Source organism: Variovorax sp. Root318D1 (genome assembly GCF_001424835.1).
Lineage (GTDB): Bacteria > Pseudomonadota > Gammaproteobacteria > Burkholderiales > Burkholderiaceae_C > Variovorax.
Map to the genome: position 1 here is coordinate 83446 of NZ_LMCQ01000008.1, position 16616 is coordinate 100061.

Annotated in this window: 15 protein-coding genes; 5 read left to right on the forward strand and 10 right to left on the reverse strand. The window is 67.1% G+C overall.

Features of this window, described 5'->3' with window-relative positions; genetic code table 11:
* Positions 1–15 precede the first annotated feature (15 nt).
* Positions 16–762 carry a helix-turn-helix domain-containing protein gene (locus tag ASC78_RS08630; protein ID WP_055799347.1) on the reverse strand — a complete coding sequence of 249 codons (747 nt, stop codon included), beginning with the start codon at positions 760–762 and terminating at the stop codon, positions 16–18.
* A gap of 202 nt (positions 763–964) precedes the next feature.
* Between ASC78_RS08630 and ASC78_RS08635 the strand changes: the two genes are divergently transcribed.
* Positions 965–2134, forward strand: a complete 1170-nt coding sequence (locus ASC78_RS08635; RefSeq protein WP_055799350.1) for an NAD(P)/FAD-dependent oxidoreductase — start codon at positions 965–967, stop codon at positions 2132–2134.
* A 14-nt stretch (positions 2135–2148) separates the two neighbouring features.
* On the opposite strand, the gene ASC78_RS08640 is transcribed toward ASC78_RS08635, so the two are convergent.
* The 5 genes from ASC78_RS08640 to ASC78_RS08660 all read right to left on the reverse strand — a co-directional run bounded on the left by ASC78_RS08640 (position 2149) and on the right by ASC78_RS08660 (position 6194).
* Positions 2149–2364 (reverse strand): hypothetical protein, encoded by a 216-nt coding sequence (locus ASC78_RS08640; RefSeq protein WP_055799353.1) that lies wholly within the window; start codon positions 2362–2364, stop codon positions 2149–2151.
* A gap of 124 nt (positions 2365–2488) precedes the next feature.
* Entirely contained in the window at positions 2489–3427 is a 939-nt protein-coding gene (locus tag ASC78_RS08645; protein WP_055799684.1) for a ZIP family metal transporter, read from the reverse strand.
* A 99-nt stretch (positions 3428–3526) separates the two neighbouring features.
* Positions 3527–4426, reverse strand: coding sequence for a dienelactone hydrolase family protein (locus ASC78_RS08650; RefSeq protein WP_055799356.1), 900 nt, complete (start codon positions 4424–4426; stop codon positions 3527–3529).
* Between the two features lie 120 nt (positions 4427–4546).
* Positions 4547–5293, reverse strand: coding sequence for an aspartate/glutamate racemase family protein (locus ASC78_RS08655; RefSeq protein ID WP_055799359.1), 747 nt, complete (start codon positions 5291–5293; stop codon positions 4547–4549).
* A gap of 13 nt (positions 5294–5306) precedes the next feature.
* A complete protein-coding gene (locus tag ASC78_RS08660; RefSeq protein WP_055799362.1) occupies positions 5307–6194 on the reverse strand; it encodes a transporter substrate-binding domain-containing protein in 888 nt (295 codons plus the stop codon).
* Positions 6195–6424: 230 nt separating this feature from the next.
* On the opposite strand from ASC78_RS08660, the gene ASC78_RS08665 reads away from it, so the two are divergent.
* A complete protein-coding gene (locus tag ASC78_RS08665; protein WP_055799365.1) occupies positions 6425–7645 on the forward strand; it encodes a D-amino acid dehydrogenase in 1221 nt (406 codons plus the stop codon).
* A gap of 14 nt (positions 7646–7659) precedes the next feature.
* Here ASC78_RS08665 and ASC78_RS08670 read toward each other — a convergent pair whose 3' ends face one another.
* The 3 genes from ASC78_RS08670 to polA are packed head-to-tail and all read right to left on the reverse strand — an operon-like array spanning position 7660 to position 12713.
* Positions 7660–8562, reverse strand: a complete 903-nt coding sequence (locus ASC78_RS08670; protein WP_055799367.1) for a LysR family transcriptional regulator — start codon at positions 8560–8562, stop codon at positions 7660–7662.
* A 7-nt stretch (positions 8563–8569) separates the two neighbouring features.
* Positions 8570–9856: a M20/M25/M40 family metallo-hydrolase gene (locus ASC78_RS08675; RefSeq protein WP_055799370.1), complete on the reverse strand. Its 1287-nt coding sequence runs from the start codon at positions 9854–9856 to the stop codon at positions 8570–8572.
* A 34-nt stretch (positions 9857–9890) separates the two neighbouring features.
* A complete protein-coding gene (gene polA / locus ASC78_RS08680) occupies positions 9891–12713 on the reverse strand; it encodes a DNA polymerase I (RefSeq protein ID WP_055799687.1) in 2823 nt (940 codons plus the stop codon).
* Between the two features lie 98 nt (positions 12714–12811).
* Between polA and ASC78_RS08685 the strand changes: the two genes are divergently transcribed.
* The 3 genes from ASC78_RS08685 to ASC78_RS08695 are packed head-to-tail and all read left to right on the forward strand — an operon-like array spanning position 12812 to position 15111.
* Positions 12812–13180, forward strand: coding sequence for a hypothetical protein (locus ASC78_RS08685; protein ID WP_055799377.1), 369 nt, complete (start codon positions 12812–12814; stop codon positions 13178–13180).
* A 43-nt stretch (positions 13181–13223) separates the two neighbouring features.
* A complete protein-coding gene (locus ASC78_RS08690) occupies positions 13224–14270 on the forward strand; it encodes a homoserine kinase (RefSeq protein WP_055799380.1) in 1047 nt (348 codons plus the stop codon).
* Between the two features lie 10 nt (positions 14271–14280).
* Positions 14281–15111, forward strand: coding sequence for a BPSS1780 family membrane protein (locus ASC78_RS08695; protein ID WP_055799383.1), 831 nt, complete (start codon positions 14281–14283; stop codon positions 15109–15111).
* A 20-nt stretch (positions 15112–15131) separates the two neighbouring features.
* Here ASC78_RS08695 and ASC78_RS08700 read toward each other — a convergent pair whose 3' ends face one another.
* On the reverse strand, positions 15132–16601 hold the full coding sequence (locus tag ASC78_RS08700) for a DUF3999 domain-containing protein (RefSeq protein WP_235505031.1): 1470 nt from the start codon (positions 16599–16601) through the stop codon (positions 15132–15134).
* Positions 16602–16616: the final 15 nt, after the last annotated feature.

Sequence of the window (16616 nt, forward strand, 5' to 3'; positions counted from 1 at the left end):
GCGGGGCGCGAACCCTCAGCCCGCGCGGCCGCGTGCGGTTTTCTTCGTTGCGACTGCCGGCCTGGATTTAGGCTTGGGCTGGGGCCGCACCTTGCCTGCCGGCCGGGACGCGGGCGCCTCGCGCGCAGATGTCATGTGCCCGCTCTCCGCGGTGGTCATGCCCACGATCTTCGCGAGCTGCCGGCTCACACTCACGTAGGCGTGGCCGATGCGGCTGTCGAAATACAGCGAGTCGCCGCGCGCAAGGCGCACGACCTTGCCGTTGTCGAAGTGCACCTCGATCTCGCCGGACAGCACGTAGGCGAATTCTTCGCCGGAGTGCCGCACGAAATCTTCCGGGCCATGGATGCGGCGCGCATGCACGGTGCCAACGATGGGGCTCATCTGCTTGCCGGCAGCCGTGGTGCCGAGGAATTCATACGCGATGGACAGGCCGCGGTACACGACGCCCTTTCCGGCGCGCGTGACGACCGGCCCGCCCAGTTTCGCGGGCTTGACGCCGGCGCCCGCGAACATGGCGTTCATGTCCATCTCTAACGCGCGGCCCAGGGCGGTGAAGTTCTCGTAGCCCAGCGCCAGCTGCCCGCGCTCGGCGCGGGAGATGGTGGTGATCGACACGCCCGAGCGCTCGGCCAGCTGCGCCAGCGTCCAGCCGAAACGCTTGCGCGCCGTGCGCAGGCGATGGCCGAAGGTGGTGCGGTCCAGCGTGGGCGCCTCGTCCTTCGGCCTTGTTCCCGGCTTGGTCCCAGTGTGTGGATTCACGCTTGGCTTTCTCTTGTAGTGCGTTGCAATTCTGCCAGCCCGGTGCCCGGCCATCCGCGCGGGCCTGCCTGGAGGCGACACGGAATTTGCGAATACGCAATTTGCGTCAACGCAAATGCCGCCAATGCTACGAAGCCTTCCTTAACTGGCATCGTATGGTGATTTTTTGCGTATCCGCAAATTTTCACCTACACTTTCGCCGATGACTTCCAACTCTTCAGCACCCACGATGGCCGACTACCTCGTGATCGGCGGCGGCATTGCCGGCGCTTCCGTGGCCCATTGGCTCGCGCCCCACGCCCGCGTGATCCTGCTCGAACGCGAAGCCCAGCCGGGCTATCACTCCACGGGCCGATCGGCCGCACTCTTCATGGAAAGCTACGGCACGGCGCAGGTGCGCGCCCTCACCATGGCGAGCCGCGCCTTTCTCGAGCATCCTCCCGAAGGCTTCTCAGAGCATCCGCTGCTCACGCCGCGCGGCGCGATGATGGTCGCGAGCAAGGAGCATCTGCCGGAGCTCGAAGCCCACTGGGACGTGCTGCGCGCCATGGACAGGGGCGCCGAGCGACTCAGCGGTGAAGAGGCGATCAAGAGGGTGCCGGTGCTGCGGCCGGACCATGTGGCGGGCGCCGTCTACGAGCCCGACGCCGCCGACATGGACGTGCATGCCATCCACCAGGGCTACCTGCGCGGCATGCGGCAAGCCGGCGGCAAGCTGGTGTGCGATGCCGGCGTGACGGCCATCGAGCGCGTTGGCGACCACTGGCGCGTGACGGCCGGCGGCGTGGCCTATGAAGCGCCGGTGGTGCTCAACGCAGCGGGCGCCTGGGTCGACACCATTGCGCAGATGGCCGGCGTGCAGCCGATCGGCATCGAGCCGCGCCGGCGCTCGGCCTTCATCTTCGCGCCGCCCGAAGGCGGCAGCGTCGCGCACTGGCCCATGGTTTTCGGCGCCGACGAAGGCTGGTACATCAAGCCCGATGCCGGCATGCTGCTCGGCTCGCCGGCCAACGCCGATCCGGTCGAGCCGCAGGACGTGCAACCCGAGGAGCTGGACATCGCCTTCGCGATCCACCGCATCGAGGAAGCGACCACCCTCGCCATCCGCCGGCCCACGCGCACCTGGGCGGGCCTGCGTTCCTTCGTGGCCGACGGCGATCTGGTGGGCGGCTTTGACCCGGACGCGCCGGGCTTCTTCTGGGTGGCGGCGCAGGGCGGCTACGGCATCCAGACGTCGGCGGCCATGGGCGAGGCCTGCGCGGCGCTGGCGCGCGGACTGCCTCTGCCCGAGCGCATCGCGGGCTTCGGGCTCACGGCGCAGATGCTCGGGCCAGCGCGGCTGCGAGCGGCGGCTGGCACGGCCGCGGACTGACCAAAAAAGAGGGCTTAGTCCGGCGCGTTCATCACCCGGTCGAATTCTTCGTCCGCGGGAACGTTGTCGGCATCGAGTTCGCTGGCATCCGTCAGGTCGATGCCGGTTTCGTCCGACAGGTCGTCGGTGACTTCGGATTCCGATTCTTCGAAATCATCGACAGGCGAGTCGTCGTCCTCATCCTCTATCGATGGCGGAGCAGAACGCTTCTTGGCGTCGACGTTGTTCATGATCGGTTCCTCGGCAATGGCTTGGGCGAGACATTCGTCATACCCCCAATGGTGCACCTCTTTCGGGTGCCTGACTCATTCCGCTCAACAGTGTCGGTTTCGGAAAGTATCCATCCGGCGCTGTTCAGTCCTTGTGCGCCGGGGCACCTTCGCCTTCGTGCGCATGGCTGTGCTCGGCGTGGCCGTGTTCCGCATGGCCGTGGTCGTGCTCGCCGTGCGCCAGCCGGCTCACCAGCGTGACGAGCGCAATGCCGACGATCAGCCATGCGATCTGCGCGGCGGTCTGCCGCGCGGGCAGGCGCTTCTGCAATTGCGGAATCAGGTCGGCCAGGGCCACGTAGACGAAGCTGCTGGCGGCCAGCACCAGGAAGTACGGCAGGAGGCCGTGCAGCCGGTCGACCAGCCACCAGCCGGCGACGCCGCCGAGCATGGTCATGGTGCCGGCCAGCGACACCTTGATCAGCGCCGCGCGCTGGTTGACCGAACTCTGGCGCAGCACCACCAGGTCGCCGATGTGGTGCGGAATTTCGTGCGCGAGCACGGCGACGGCCGCCACCAGCCCGAGGCGGATGTCCGCGATGAAGGCCGACGCAATCAGGATGCCGTCGCCGAAGCAGTGCACGCTGTCGCCGGTGAGCACGGCCCAGCCGCCGCCCGCGCGGGGTGCGTGGCCGTGATGCGCATGGCCGTGGCCGTGATCGCCGTGATCATGGCCATGCGCATGTTCGCCCGACGTGTGGCCGACCGGTCCCGGCACGGGGTCGTCGTGGTGATGCTCGTGTCCGTGGTGCCAGAGCTCCGCCTTGTCGAGCAAGAAGAAGAACACCAGGCCGAACAGCAGCACGCCGAACAGCATCGCGGGTTCGATGCGGCTCTCGAAGGCTTCGGGCAGCAGGTGCATGAAGGCCGTGGCGAGCAGCGCTCCCGCGGCCAGGCTCAGCAGGTGCTGCGGATTCACGCCGCCCGAGCCGCTGCGCACACCCACGCGCAAGAGCAAGGCCGCCAGCCATACGCTTCCGATGCCGGCAACCAGGGTCGCCGCGATGATCACTATCAAATTCATAGCTGCAATGTCGATGGGCATGGATGCCCGATACCGTTCATAAAAACAGAAAGGCCGTCACGGGGACGGCCTTCGGCGGTGGGTGGCTACAGGCCGTCGTCAGACGACGCCATTGGCTTTGAACCAGGCGGTGGCGCGCTGCCATCCGTCTTCGGCCGCGCTCTTTACATAGCTCGGGCGGTAGTCGGCATGGAACGCGTGGCCTGCTTCGGGATACACGACGAAGCTCGAAGCCTTGGCAGCCGGGGTCCCATTTGCCAACGCTGCTTTCATCTTATCAATCGTGTCAAGGGGGATGCCCTGATCCTTGCCGCCGTAGAGGCCGAGCACGGGCGCCTGCAGGTTGGCGGCAACGTCGACCGGGTGCCGCGGCGTGAGCTCGCTAGGCTGGCCAACCAGCCGCCCGTACCAGGCCACGCCGGCCTTGACCTTGCCGGTGGCTGCATAGAGCCACACGTGGCGCCCGCCCCAGCAGAAACCGGTAATGCCGGCCTTGGCCACGTTGCCGCCGTTGGCCGATGCATACGAAAGTGCGCCATCGAGGTCGGCCAGCACCTGCGCATCGGGCACCTTGCTCACGATGTCAGCCTGCAGCTTGGGGATGTCGGTGTAGCCGCGCGGATCGCCCTGTCGCGCATACAGCTCGGGCGCAATGGCCAGATAGCCGAGCTGCGCGAAGCGGCGGCAGGTGTCGGCGATGTACTCGTGCACGCCAAAGATCTCCTGGAGCACCAGGATCACCGGCAGACCGGTCTTGCCGGCCGGCGCGGCCGCATAGGCCGGCACCTCGAAACCGTTGACGGTGTACTTGATCGGCCCGGCCTTCAGCCCTTCGGCCGAGGTGGTGATCGCGGTCTGCGCCATGACCGGCATGACGGCGGCCGCGTAGCCGACGCCGATGGCGGCCTTCAGTGCGGTGCGGCGCGTGGCGCCCTGTTCTGTGCTCTCGCCGGGGCGAAGCGAATCGAAATCGGAACGGCTGTCGTCGCGAAGGGACATGGGTAGGGGCTCCAGTTGAATCGTCGAACAAAGAGGCATGCGTTGCGCCGAAACGCACGCCGCAATGTAGGCGAAATCGACCCGGCGCGTTTGTTGCCAGGGTCGATGCCCGCGGGCCGGCTAACCGCAATGGGCGCGATAGGCGCGGCGGGCCAGTGCGGCGGCCAAAACCTGCGCCGGGTCGACCAGGCTGAGCCCGGCCACCGCGGCCGAACCCTGCAGCCCGAGTGGCACCTCGGTGCAGCCCATGATGATGGTGACCGGGCCGTGGCGTTCCGCGAGCCGCAGCGCCACCTCTGAAAAACATTCTTCGGCAAGCCGCATGTTGCCCGCTTTCACACCATCGAAGATGCCGCGCGTGATGATGCGTCGTTCGTCCGCCAGCGGCACATGGCAATCGAGTCCCGCCTCGGCCAGTGCCTGTTCGTAGAGCCGGACGCGGTAGGTGCCTTCGGTGGCCATCAGCGCCACGTTGCCCGCATTTTGCGCCGCAAGATGCTGTGCCACCTCGCGCGCCATGTGCAGCAGCTCGACTTGTGGAAAACGTTCCTGCAGCCGGCCATGCCAGGCATGGGCGGTGTTGCAGGCGATGGCCACCGCACGGCTACCGAGCGCGGCAAGGCGCCCCAGCGCCTGCAGCATCGGTTCGAGCGGCTGGTGCGCGCCGTTCTCGGCCGAGCCGAGCGCATCCGTGCGGTCGGGCACCGGCACCTGCGCCAGCCAGTGCTCCGGAAAAGACTGGTCCCGCACCGGCTCCCCGCGCGCCCGCATCTGCTGGGCACAGGCCTGCACGAAGAGCCGGACGAAGTCGGCCCCCGCCGCAGGGCCCATGCCACCCAGAATGCCAACTACGTTCGTGGAAACCATTGCGTATTGCGGGTCAGGTCGCCGGTTTGTCCGAAGGCGTCTTGATGTTGTCCTTGAGCTGCTGGCTCATGGGCAGATTCAGCGGCACGTTCTTCGGCGGGATGGGGGACATGAACCACTTGGTGTAGAGCTTCTCGAACTCGCCGCTCTTCATCATGCCGATGAAGGTGTCGTCCACCAGCTTCTTGAAGGCCGGGTCGTCCTTGGGCAGCATGCAGGCATAGGGCTCGACCTGCAGCGCCTCGCCCACCACTTCGTAATCGGCCGGGTTCTTGGCGTTGGCGATCAGGCCATACAGCAGGATGTCGTCCATGGCGAAGGCCACGGCGCGGTCGCTTTCCACGAGCAGGAACGCGTCGGCGTGGTCCTTGCCGAGCACGATGTCCATGTCGAGGTTCTTCTCGGTGTTGTACTTGCGCATGACCAGCGCGTTGGTGGTGCCGGTGGTGCTGGCCACCGTCTTCTTGGCCAGGTCCGCGTAGTCCTTGATCTTGGACGACTTCTTGGTCAAGAGGCGCGTGCCGGTGTAGAAATGGTTGACGGCAAAGGCCACGTCCTTGCCGCGCGCGCTGTTGTTGGTGGTGGAGCCGCACTCCAGGTCCACGGTGCCGTTGGTGATCAGCGGAATGCGGTTCTGCGAAGTGACGGGCATCAGCTGCACCTGCAGGTTGGGCTTGTTGAGCTTCTTCTTTACGGCGTCGACCACGGCGTTGGAGAGTTCGACCGAGAAGCCGATCGGCTTGTTGGGGCCGTCCAGGTAGCTGAAGGGCACCGACGACTCGCGGTAGGCGAGCGTGATCTTGCCGGACTCGGCAATCTTGGCCAGCGTGTCGGCGGCCTGGACGCCGGTGGCGGAAAGCAGCACCACGGCGGCGGCGGCCATCAATGCGGAGATTTTCATGCGAGCCTTCTTCAGAATGGTTGAACAGAACGGCCAGTGTAAGAAGGAGTGACACACAACGACAATTCCAATTGAACCCTAGGCCATACCCAAAGGTTATGGGTCCGGACACCCAGTTCGGCGGGGCATGCGCTTTGGCTATGGGGCACGGCGCTTTTGGCATTTCCGGCCGGCATGGCGCGCCCCTACAGTCGACGCTGTCCCTTCTTCACTCCCGGAAAGTTGCCTCCATGCATGTGTGTGTGCTCGGTGCCGGCATCGTGGGCCTGGCCACTGCCTGGCAATTCGATCGTCTGGGCCATCAAGTCACGGTGATCGACCGCGCGGCCCCCGGTGCGGGCGCGAGCGGCGGCAACGGCGCACAGCTGAGCTACTCGTACGTGCAGCCGCTGGCCGATCCGTCGATCTGGCGCCAGTTGCCCAAGCTGCTGCTCTCGCCCAGTTCCCCGCTCAAGCTGCAGCCGCAACTCGACCCCTTGCAGTGGCGCTGGGGCCTGGCCTTTCTTGCGGCCTGCAATGCACAAACCTCGCGCGACACCACAAAGCAGCTGCTCGCGTTGGCCGCGCTGAGCCGCACCGAATTCGAAGCAATGCAGGCCGACGTTGCGCCCGACTGCGATTTTTCCGCCACCGGCAAGCTGGTGCTCTACGCCAGCCCGGCATCGCTCGAAGGCGCGCGTGCGCAGGTTGAACTCCAGCGCACCATGGGCAGCGAGCAGCGCATCGTGTCGCCCGACGAGTGCGTCGCCATCGAGCCCGCGCTCATCGACTACCGCAGCCAGATGGCCGGTGCGGTCTACACGCCGAGCGAATGCGCGGCAGACTGTCTCAAGGTCTGCGCCGAATTGATGCGCGTGCTCAGCGGACGCAGCGTGCGCTTTCTGCTCGGCGCCGACGTGCACGGCTTCGCGCGTAGCGAAGGCCGCGTGGCCGCGGTAAAAACGAGCGATGGCGACGTGGAGGCCGATGCCTTCGTGATGGCACTGGGCTCGGCCTCGCATAAGCTGGGCCGAGCGCTGGGCGCGTACTTGCCGGTGTATCCCCTCAAGGGGTACAGCATCACGGTCGAGGTCGATCCTTCGCCCGGCGCAGCGCCCCGCGTGAACGTGACCGACAGCGCACGCAAGGTGGTGTTCGCGCGCATCGGCTCGCGGCTTCGCGTGGCCGGCATGGCCGAACTGGTGGGGCATGACGCGAGCATTCCGGCCACCCGCATCGAGACGCTGGCGGCCGCCACGCGCGCCCTCTTTCCGCATGCAAGCCGGCTGGAAGAGCTGCACCCGTGGACCGGCATGCGACCAGCCACGCCCAAAGGCCTGCCGATCATCGGACGCCTGCCGCGAGCCCCGTCGAACATGCTCTTCAACACCGGCCATGGCGCGCTGGGCTTCACGCTTGCGTTTGGCTCCGCGAGGCGGATCGCCGACGCGCTGGAGCCCGCAAGCGCCTGAGCGACAGCGCAGCGTCAGGCCGCCTGCTCTATGGCCTCGCGCATGCAGCGCGTGATGCCGCGCACCGCCACCGAATCGGGCTTACCCGCAAAACGCAGCGCGCGCACCGGCACCGGAATGTGCGGCTCCAGCGCCAGCACGTCGACCTTGCTGCTGTCCGCTGAACGGGCCGTGCAACCATCGACCAGCGCCACGCCCAGCCCGTGGTGCGCCATCGACAGCGCGGCGTGATAGGTCTGCACCGTGACCACCGCCTGCTGGAAGCCCACGCCCGCCTGGCGGCAGGCCTGGCTCAAGCTGGTGCCCACCGGGTCTCGGCTGTCCAGCCCGATGACGGGCCGGTCGACCAGGTCGTGCAGCGCCACCGAACCGTTGCGCACCAGCGCGCGCGGCAGCATTCCCTTGGGCGCGATGCACACCATGCGCGTGTCGGCCAGCGTTTCTTGCGTGAGCGAGGGATGCACCGCGGGGCTGAAGACAAAGCCCACGTCGGCCTCCTGCAGCAGCAGCGCCGACATGATCTGCGGCGAGTGCAGCGATTCCACGGTGATCGAATAGCCCGGGTGCTTTTCGCGGAAGGCCTTGAGCGCGCGCGGCAGCACCTCGTAGCTCAGCGCCAGCACGCTCAGGATGCGCAGTTCGCCGGTGTCGCTGCCCGCGCGCAGGTTGGCGGCAAGGCGCTGCACCTCGTCGAGTTGCGCGAACAGCCGCTCGATGTGCGGATACAGCGTGAGCGCCTCGGTGGTCGGCGTGAGCCGGCCCTTGGCGCGCTGGAACAGCGGAAAGCCCAACTGCAGCTCGGCATGCTGCAGTGTGCGGCTCACCGCCGGCTGCGTGATGTTGATGAGCCGCGCCGCCGCGCTCACGCTGCCCGTGAGCATGATCGCGTTGAAGACCTCGATGTGGCGCAGGCGCATGGCGAGGTCAGTTGCCTGCGACCTTGCTGCGCGAAAGGTCCATCACCATGCGGGTTGCCAGGTAGAGCCTCGGCTCGATGGAATCGACCAGCACGTATTCGGCGTCGGCCGAATGCGCGCCAAAGCCCTGCAGGCCAAAGCGCTCGACCACTGGTGCCTTGGTCTTGAGCGCTGCAAAGGCCGCATCGGTGCCGCCACCGGCCACCGCGTCGTCGGCGCCCAGCGGCTTGCCGAGCTCGTCCTTGTAGATCTGCTGCGCATGCTTTGCGAGCGCGCGCGAGGCATCGGTGGCCTCAAGTGGCGGACGGCGGCGCTCGAACTTCATCTCGACCTTGGCCTCCGGAATCAGCTGCTTCTTCACCCGCTCCTGCACCTGCTGCTCGATGCGGTCGTAGTCGCTCACCTTGAGCACGCGCACGTCGGCGCCCGCGCTGGCGCTGGCCGGAATCACGTTGCGGTTGCTGCCCGACTTCGAAATGGTCCAGTTCATCTTGAGCCCCGTGGCCGGGTCGGACAGGTCGCGCATCTGCAGGATCTGGTGCGAGAGCTCGTAGAGCGCGTTCACACCCTGCTCCGGCGCCGAACCCGCATGCGAGGCCTTGCCCGTCACGTTCAATGCCACCGAGGCAATGCCCGCGGTCGCGAGCGAGAGCTTGTCTTCCTTGACCGATGCACCTTCGAACGACAGCACCGCGTCATGCTCGCCGCCCAGCCGCGTGATGAGCGTGCGAGAGCCGGGCGAGCTGATTTCCTCGTCGCCGTTGATCAGCACCGTGAGCGTGCCGTAGTCCTTGAACTTGAGCGCCTGCAGCATCGCGACCGTGTGCGTGATGACCGCGACACCCTGCTTGTCGTCGGCAATGCCCAAGCCGTAGGCCTTGTCGCCGTCGACGCGGAAAGGCTGCTTGTTGAGCATGCCCACGGTGTAGACCGTGTCCATGTGCGCGATGAGCATGATCTTCTTCTTGCCCGTGCCCTTGAAGGTGGCGCGCACGACGCGCCCGAGCTTCTCGGGCGTGTCTTCCATGCGGTAGGCGTCGGCACTCGGGTCGATGAGCTCGACCTCGCCGCCCATGGCCTTGAACTTTGCGGCAATGAGGTCGGAGATTTTTTCCAGGCCTTCAAGATCGCGGCTGCCGGATTCGATCGAGACCAGCTCCTTCAGCGTTTCGAGAAGCGCGGGCTTTTCCTTGGCAGCGAGCGTGGCGATGCGCGCATCGGGTGCGGCAAAAGCGCTGCCGAGCCATGCGGCGCAGACGGCGGCGAGCAGGAACTTGCGAGGCTGGATTTTCATGGGCTTGGTTCTTCCTTCTTGTTCGGACGGGGGGTCAGTGCGCCTTGTCCCAGTTGGGACCGATGCCGATCTCAGCGAGCAGCGGCACCTTGAGTTCGGCCACGCTGGCCATCAGGCGCGGAATTTCGGTGCGCACCCATTCGACCTCGGCCTCGGGCACTTCGAACACCAGTTCGTCGTGCACCTGCATGATCATCTTGGTGGCGCGTTTCTCGTCGTCAAGCACGTTCTGTACCTTGATCATGCTCAGCTTGATCAGGTCGGCCGCCGTGCCTTGCATCGGCGCATTGATGGCCGCGCGCTCGGCACCGCCGCGGCGCGGGCCGTTGGGCGAATTGATCTCGGGCAGGTACAGGCGCCGTCCGAACACGGTCTCGACATAGCCCTTCTCCTTGGCAAGCGCCTTGGTCTCGTCCATGTAAGCCTTCACCCCCGGGTAACGTGCGAAGTAGCGCTCGATGTAGGAGGCCGCGGCCTTGGTCTCGATGCCCAGGTTGCGTGCAAGCCCGAAGCTGCTCATGCCGTAGATGAGCCCGAAGTTGATCACCTTCGCATATCGGCGCTGCTCGCTCGACACCTGGTCGGGCGTGGAGCCGAACACTTCGGCCGCCGTGGCGCGGTGCACGTCGATGCCTTCGCGGAAGGCGCGCAGCAGCGATTCGTCGCCGCTGATGTGCGCCATGATGCGCAGCTCGATCTGCGAGTAGTCGGCGCTGGCAATCACGCTGCCAGCCGGCGCAATGAAGGCTTCGCGCACGCGGCGGCCTTCGGGCGTGCGGATCGGAATGTTCTGCAGGTTGGGGTCGTTGCTCGACAGGCGACCCGTGACCGCCACCGCCTGCGCATAGTGCGTGTGGACGCGGCCAGTGCGCGGATTGGCCAGCTGGCCGAGCTTGTCGGTGTAGGTGCCCTTGAGCTTGGACAGGCCGCGGTGCTCCAGGATCTTGGCCGGCAGCGGGAAATCCTCCGCCAGTTTCTCGAGCACTTCTTCGTCCGTGCTGGGTGCGCCGCTCGGCGTCTTCTTGACCACCGGCAGGCCCAGCTTGGTGAAGAACACCTCGCCGATCTGCTTGGGCGACCCCAGGTTGAACGGCTGGCCGGCCAGCTCGTAGGCCTCCTGCTCCAGCGCCATGATGCGTGTGCCGAGTTCATGGCTTTGCGCCGCGAGCGTGGGCGCGTCGATCATCACGCCGTTGCGTTCGACGCGATAGAGCGCCTCGCTCGAATCCATCTCAAGCTGGTAAATGAAGCGCAGCTTCTCGTCGCGCTCGATCTGCGGCCACAGCGCCAGGTGGACGTCCAGCGTCTGGTCGCTGTCCTCGCACGAATACTCGGCGGCCTTGGCGATCTCGACCTGGCTGAACGGAATCTGGTGCGCGCCCTTGCCGCACAGGTCTTCGTACGAGATGCCGCTGCGGCCCAGGTGCCGTTCGGCCAGGCTTGCCAAGCCGTGCGGCCGGTGCGCCTCGAGCACGTAGCTCTGCAGCATGGTGTCGTGCGCATAGCCCTGCACCTCGATGCCGTGGTTGGCGAACACGTGGCGGTCGTACTTGATGTGCTGGCCGAGCTTTTTCTTCTCGGGGTTTTCGAGCCAGGGCTTGAGCTTGGCCAGCACTTCGTCGATGGGCAGCTGCGCGGGCGCGTCGGCGTAGTTGTGCGCAAGCGGAATGTAGGCCGCCGCGCCGGGCTCGACGCTGAAGCTCAGGCCGACGATTTGCGCGACCATTTCATCGAGCGAAGTGGTCTCGGTGTCGATGGCGGCCAGCTCCGTGGCCTCAAGCTTGGCGAGCCAGGAATCGAACTGCTCCCAGGTCGTGAGGGTCTCGTATTCCAGGTTGCTCGCGGGAGATGCCGCCTCGATCGCGCCGAGGTTGGTCGAATCGTCGAACAAGCCCGCCTGGTCGCTGCTTGCCGCACCGCCGCGGGCCAGCTGCTTCTTGTTGTTTTCCTTGATCAGCTCGGGCGGCACTTCCATGGCTTCGAGCGACTTGACCAGGCTCTTGAAGCCGAACCTCTCGTAGAAGGGCTTGAGCTCGGCGGTTTGCGGCGCGCCCACGGGCAAGCCTTCGAGAGACGGCAGGCCGGTGACGTGCCCGTCCAGGTCGCAATCGGTGCGGATGGTGACGAGGTTCTTGCTCAACGGCAGCTTGTCCAGGGCCTTGCGCAGGTTCTCGCCAGCCTGGCCTTTGACCTCGGCGGCGCGTTCGATCAGCGCATCGAGCGAACCGTATTCGAGCAGCCATTTGGCTGCTGTCTTCGGGCCGACCTTCTCGACGCCGGGCACGTTGTCGACCGCATCGCCGACCAGCGTCTGGTAGTCGATCATCAAATTGGGCGGCACGCCGAATTCGGCCGTCACCCCGGCCACGTCGCGCCTCTTGCCGTTCATCGTGTCGATGATCGTGATGTGCTCGTCCACCAGCTGGCTCAGGTCCTTGTCGCCACTGGAGACGATGACCTCGACGCCCTGCTGCGCCGCCGTCCGGGCGAGCGTGCCGATCACGTCGTCGGCCTCGATGTCGGGCACGCAGAGCACCGGCCAGCCCATCAGCTTCACCACCTCGTGGATGGGTTCGATCTGGCTGCGCAGATCGTCGGGCATGGGGGAACGGTTGGCCTTGTATTCGGGATACAGGTCGTCGCGGAAGGTCTTGCCGGGTGCGTCGAAGATGCAGGCCGCGTAGTCGGCGCGGACCTCGCGGCGCAGCGCGGTCATCATGTTGATCATGCCGCGGATGGCGCCGGTCGCGGGGCTTTTCGGATCGCCGGGCACGGCCCGCAGGTCGGGCATGGCATGGAAGGCGCGGTAAAGATAGCTCGAGCCATCGACGAGCAGCAGCGTTTTCTTGTCGGTCATCGCGCCCATTTTGCCGTGCCCGGACCGGGCTTCCGAACCACGGCGGCAAGCGCCGCCCGCCGACACGCCAGAGGCGGGCCCGAGCCTACAATCCTTGCATGCCTAGCCCCACACTCCTGGTCGCCCGCCGCATCCTGCTGGCGCTGGCCTTTGCCGCCCCTTTTGCCGCCGTCCAGGCGCAGCCCGCACCCGCCGGAGCCTCTGCGCCGCCCGCACCGCTACAAAATCAGGAGCAGCAGGCCGAAGGACGACGTAACCAGAAGGTCGAGCACATCCACACGGAAGACAGCGGCGCCTCGGTCGACGAGGTGCGCTACGGCGGCCGCACGCAGAGCATCAACGTGAAGCCCAAGGCCAACGTGCCGGGCTACGAGGTGCGGCCGAACGATCCAGGCGCGCGAACGGGTTCCGGCGAGGCCAACTCGAACGGCAACGGCGCCCGGGTCTGGAACGTGATGAAGTTCTGACCGTGCCGCGCATTCAATCCGCAGCGCCCCGCTGAGCACCGCCATGGCAGTTTTTACCGAAGTCGATTTCGGCGAGGCCGACGCGCTCGTGCAGCGCCTGGGCCTGGGCCCTCTGCGCGAGCTTCGCGGCATCGAGGGCGGCATCGAGAACACCAACTACTTTGCGACCACCGAGAGCGGCGAGTTCGTGCTGACGCTGTTCGAGCGCCTTGGCGCCGAGCAGCTTCCCTACTACCTTTGTCTCATGAAGCACCTGGCGGGCCGCGGCCTGCCGGTGCCAGAGCCCGTTGCCGATCCGGCCATCCAGCCGCCTTCGGGGCACGCGCTGACAATCCCTGCGAACGCCCCGTGCGAACTGCTGCTCAAGGTGGCAGGCAAGCCGGCGGCGCTGGTGCAGCGGCTCTCGGGCCGGAGCGAACTCGCACCCCGTGCCGCGCATTGCACCGAACTGGGCGCCCTGCTTGCGCGCATGCACCTGGCGGCGCTCGACTTCCCGCGCATCCAGCCCAACCTGCGCGGGCTGGCGTGGTGGAACGACACTATGCCGGTGGTGCTGCCTTACGTGGACGAATCGCAGGCCGGGCTGCTGCGCGCCGAACTGGCCTACCAGAACCACGTGGCCGAGTCGTCGGCTTATGCGGCGCTGCCGCGCGGGCCGGTGCATGCCGACATGTTCCGCGACAACGTGATGTTCGCAACCGGCGAAGACGCCGGCGCGGCACCCCGCCTGACCGGCGTGTTCGACTTCTACTTTGCCGGCACCGACACCTGGCTGTTCGACCTGGCCGTGTGCCTGAACGACTGGGCCATCGACCTTGCGACCGGCCAGCACGACGCTGAACGCGCCGACGCGCTGCTGTCGGCCTACGAAACCGTGCGACCGCTGAACGCAGCCGAGCGCGCCCTGCTGCCCGCCATGCTGCGCGCCGCGGCGCTGCGCTTCTGGATTTCACGCCTCTGGGACTTTCACCTGCCGCGCGAAGCCAGCATGCTGAAGCCGCACGACCCGGCGCACTTCGAGCGCGTGCTGCGCGAGCGCGCCGCCCATCCGCACGCCATGGCGCAGTCGCTCGAGCCGCTGGCCGCCTGATCCTCAAAAAATGAAACTCCACCTCGTGCCGGCGCGAACCGGCGCCGAATGGGTCCGCCTCGGGCTCAAGACTTTCTGGCGCCAGCCGCTCGCCTTCATCTCGCTGTTCTTCCTGCTGATGGCGCTGATCTCGACGGTGTCGCTGCTGCCGCTCGTCGGCAGCGTGCTGGCGCCGGTGCTGCTGCCCTTCATGACGCTGGGCCTGATGGTGGCCACGTCGGTGGCGTACACCGACAACGCCGAAGGCATTGGCACCGAAGGTCACGCGCAGCGCCCCACCGGCTCCGCCATGTTCGTTGCCGTGGCCGGCGCCATGCGCGCCGAGTGGCGCTCGCTGGTCAAGCTCGGCGCGATCTCCGCGCTGTATTTCGTGGTGGCCGTGCTGCTGACCACGTTCGTCGACGGCGGCCAGCTTGCCAAGGCCTACCTGCTCGACGAAGTGCTGACGCCAGAGGTGATGGCGAGCAGCGACTTCCAAGTGGCACGCATGCTCCTTATGTGCCTGAACCTGCCGCTCTCGCTCGCCATGTGGCATGCGCCTGCGCTCGTGCACTGGCACCGCGTGGAGCCGGTGAAGAGCGTGTTCTTCAGCGTGGTCGCCCTGTTTCGCAACTTCGGCGCCTATGCGCTGTTCGGCCTGGCATGGCTCGGCGTGTTCCTGCTCGCCGGCATCGGCATCGGCCTGATCGCCACCGTGGTGATCGGCTTTGGTGCGGTGGGCGGAGGCGCCGGCGCGGCGGCCATCGGCAACGTGTTGATCGTCGGCACGGCGCTGGTGCTCGCGGCCATGTCGATGAGCTCCACCTGGTTCACCTTCCGCGACAGCTTCGACCCGAATTGAAGGCACCCCGGCCGACCGGTTCAATCGGCCAGTGCCCTGTCCTTGCGAAGGCTCGCGAAAAGCGACCAAGCCATGCCAGCCAGCAACAGCAGGCCGACGCCCAGCGCACCCCACAGCCACCACTTGCGGAAGGGGTCGGGCTGCACGGGAACGGGCAATTGCGCGGCCGCGGCCACCACGGCTTCAACCGCTGCCACCGGCGCCGGCGGCAGCGTGACGGAGGCTTCGCCCGCCGCCACGGGCTTGCTGGCCGAATAGCCCGGCAACAGCGTGGCCAGCGACAGCGCGGCCCCGGGCGAAGCGCCTTGCACGACGTTCTTTTCGGGCGCCACATTCCAGGCCAGCGAATACGGCGCGGCACCCTGGGCCAGGAACACCAGCGTGCGCGGCGTGGCGCCCACCGCGATCGCCGGAGGCGTGGGGCCCAGCACGCTCACCGGTCCCGCCGTGCGCAGCCGCACATGCGAGTAGCTCCTGCCGTCGAGCGCCAGCAACGGCGAACGCGCCTCGCCGCCCGCTTGTGCGAGGCGGTACACCACGGTGTCGAGCAGCGGCACTTCACCTGGGCTGCTTGCCGCGGGCGCCGGCCGGCGTTGCTGGTGCCGCAGCGCATACAGCGGATTGCGTGGAACGAATGCCGGCTCGGCCGCCGCCGGCGTGGCCGCAAGCAGGCCTGAAACACCGACCTGTGCCAGCGTGTTGACGTCGGCCAGGTCGATGCGCAGGCTTTCCACCGGAAGGCCGCGCGGCAGCGCATAGTCGCAATGGTCGGTGCCGCAACGCTCCGGCATCAGGGCGCCCGTCCATTGAAGCGGCGCCACGGGTTCGACCTCCTGCACGCTGTCGATGGCGACACCCGTCAGCGGTGCTCCGTTCTGCGGATCGCTCCAGCGCAGGCGCAGGAAGCGCGCATGCACGCCGCCCAGCTCGACCGCCAGGCGTTCGATGGTCTGGCCGCCGTGCGCCAGCCGCACCAACTGCTCTTCGCTGCCAACCGGCAGCCACTTCCGCAGGTCGTCGCTGGCCTCGAGCCTGAAGGCGAACAGGCCGCGCGCCTCGGGCGCCACGTCGAAGCGCGCCTGCAGCAGGCCGCCCTTGAGCTGGCTCGCATCGATCAGCCACTGCGCTGCTTCGGCCGGCTTGCGCGCCGGCTTGCGAGCCAGGGCCAGCGACCCGTCGGGCCGCACCCTGAAGCCCAGCGATGCGTCTTCGGCCGAGTCCGCGGTGCCCGAAGCACTTGCGGGCAGCGCGAAGATCGGCACGTCCTTGGACGTGAATTGCGGCGCAGCGGCTTCGTTGCGCAGCCACGCATAGGGTACGGCGTTGCCGGCGGCATTGCGCATGCGGAGGTCGCGCAGATCGCCGTACGCGGCATGGGCATAGATGCCGAGCGGCAGCGCGAGCCGGTAGTAGGGGCCGTCGCCTTGCAAGGCGATGGGAGCCGTCGCGGTGGCCGGCGGCTGCGCCACGGCCACACCCAGCCAGGCCATGGCCCCAACCGCGGC

Bases quoted from the DNA above. Each gene is read 5' to 3' on its own strand.
- ASC78_RS08655 (WP_055799359.1), bottom strand. From the start codon at position 5,293: ATGGTTTCCACGAACGTAGTTGGCATTCTGGGTGGCATGGGCCCTGCG.
- ASC78_RS08675 (WP_055799370.1), bottom strand. From the start codon at position 9,856: ATGAAAATCCAGCCTCGCAAGTTCCTGCTCGCCGCCGTCTGCGCCGCA.
- ASC78_RS08640 (WP_055799353.1), bottom strand. From the start codon at position 2,364: ATGAACAACGTCGACGCCAAGAAGCGTTCTGCTCCGCCATCGATAGAG.
- ASC78_RS08660 (WP_055799362.1), bottom strand. From the start codon at position 6,194: ATGAAAATCTCCGCATTGATGGCCGCCGCCGCCGTGGTGCTGCTTTCC.
- ASC78_RS08695 (WP_055799383.1), top strand. From the start codon at position 14,281: ATGAAACTCCACCTCGTGCCGGCGCGAACCGGCGCCGAATGGGTCCGC.
- polA (WP_055799687.1), bottom strand. From the start codon at position 12,713: ATGACCGACAAGAAAACGCTGCTGCTCGTCGATGGCTCGAGCTATCTT.
- ASC78_RS08635 (WP_055799350.1), top strand. From the start codon at position 965: ATGACTTCCAACTCTTCAGCACCCACGATGGCCGACTACCTCGTGATC.
- ASC78_RS08665 (WP_055799365.1), top strand. From the start codon at position 6,425: ATGCATGTGTGTGTGCTCGGTGCCGGCATCGTGGGCCTGGCCACTGCC.
- ASC78_RS08690 (WP_055799380.1), top strand. From the start codon at position 13,224: ATGGCAGTTTTTACCGAAGTCGATTTCGGCGAGGCCGACGCGCTCGTG.
- ASC78_RS08700 (WP_235505031.1), bottom strand. From the start codon at position 16,601: ATGGCCTGGCTGGGTGTGGCCGTGGCGCAGCCGCCGGCCACCGCGACG.
- ASC78_RS08670 (WP_055799367.1), bottom strand. From the start codon at position 8,562: ATGCGCCTGCGCCACATCGAGGTCTTCAACGCGATCATGCTCACGGGC.
- ASC78_RS08645 (WP_055799684.1), bottom strand. From the start codon at position 3,427: ATGAATTTGATAGTGATCATCGCGGCGACCCTGGTTGCCGGCATCGGA.
- ASC78_RS08685 (WP_055799377.1), top strand. From the start codon at position 12,812: ATGCCTAGCCCCACACTCCTGGTCGCCCGCCGCATCCTGCTGGCGCTG.
- ASC78_RS08650 (WP_055799356.1), bottom strand. From the start codon at position 4,426: ATGTCCCTTCGCGACGACAGCCGTTCCGATTTCGATTCGCTTCGCCCC.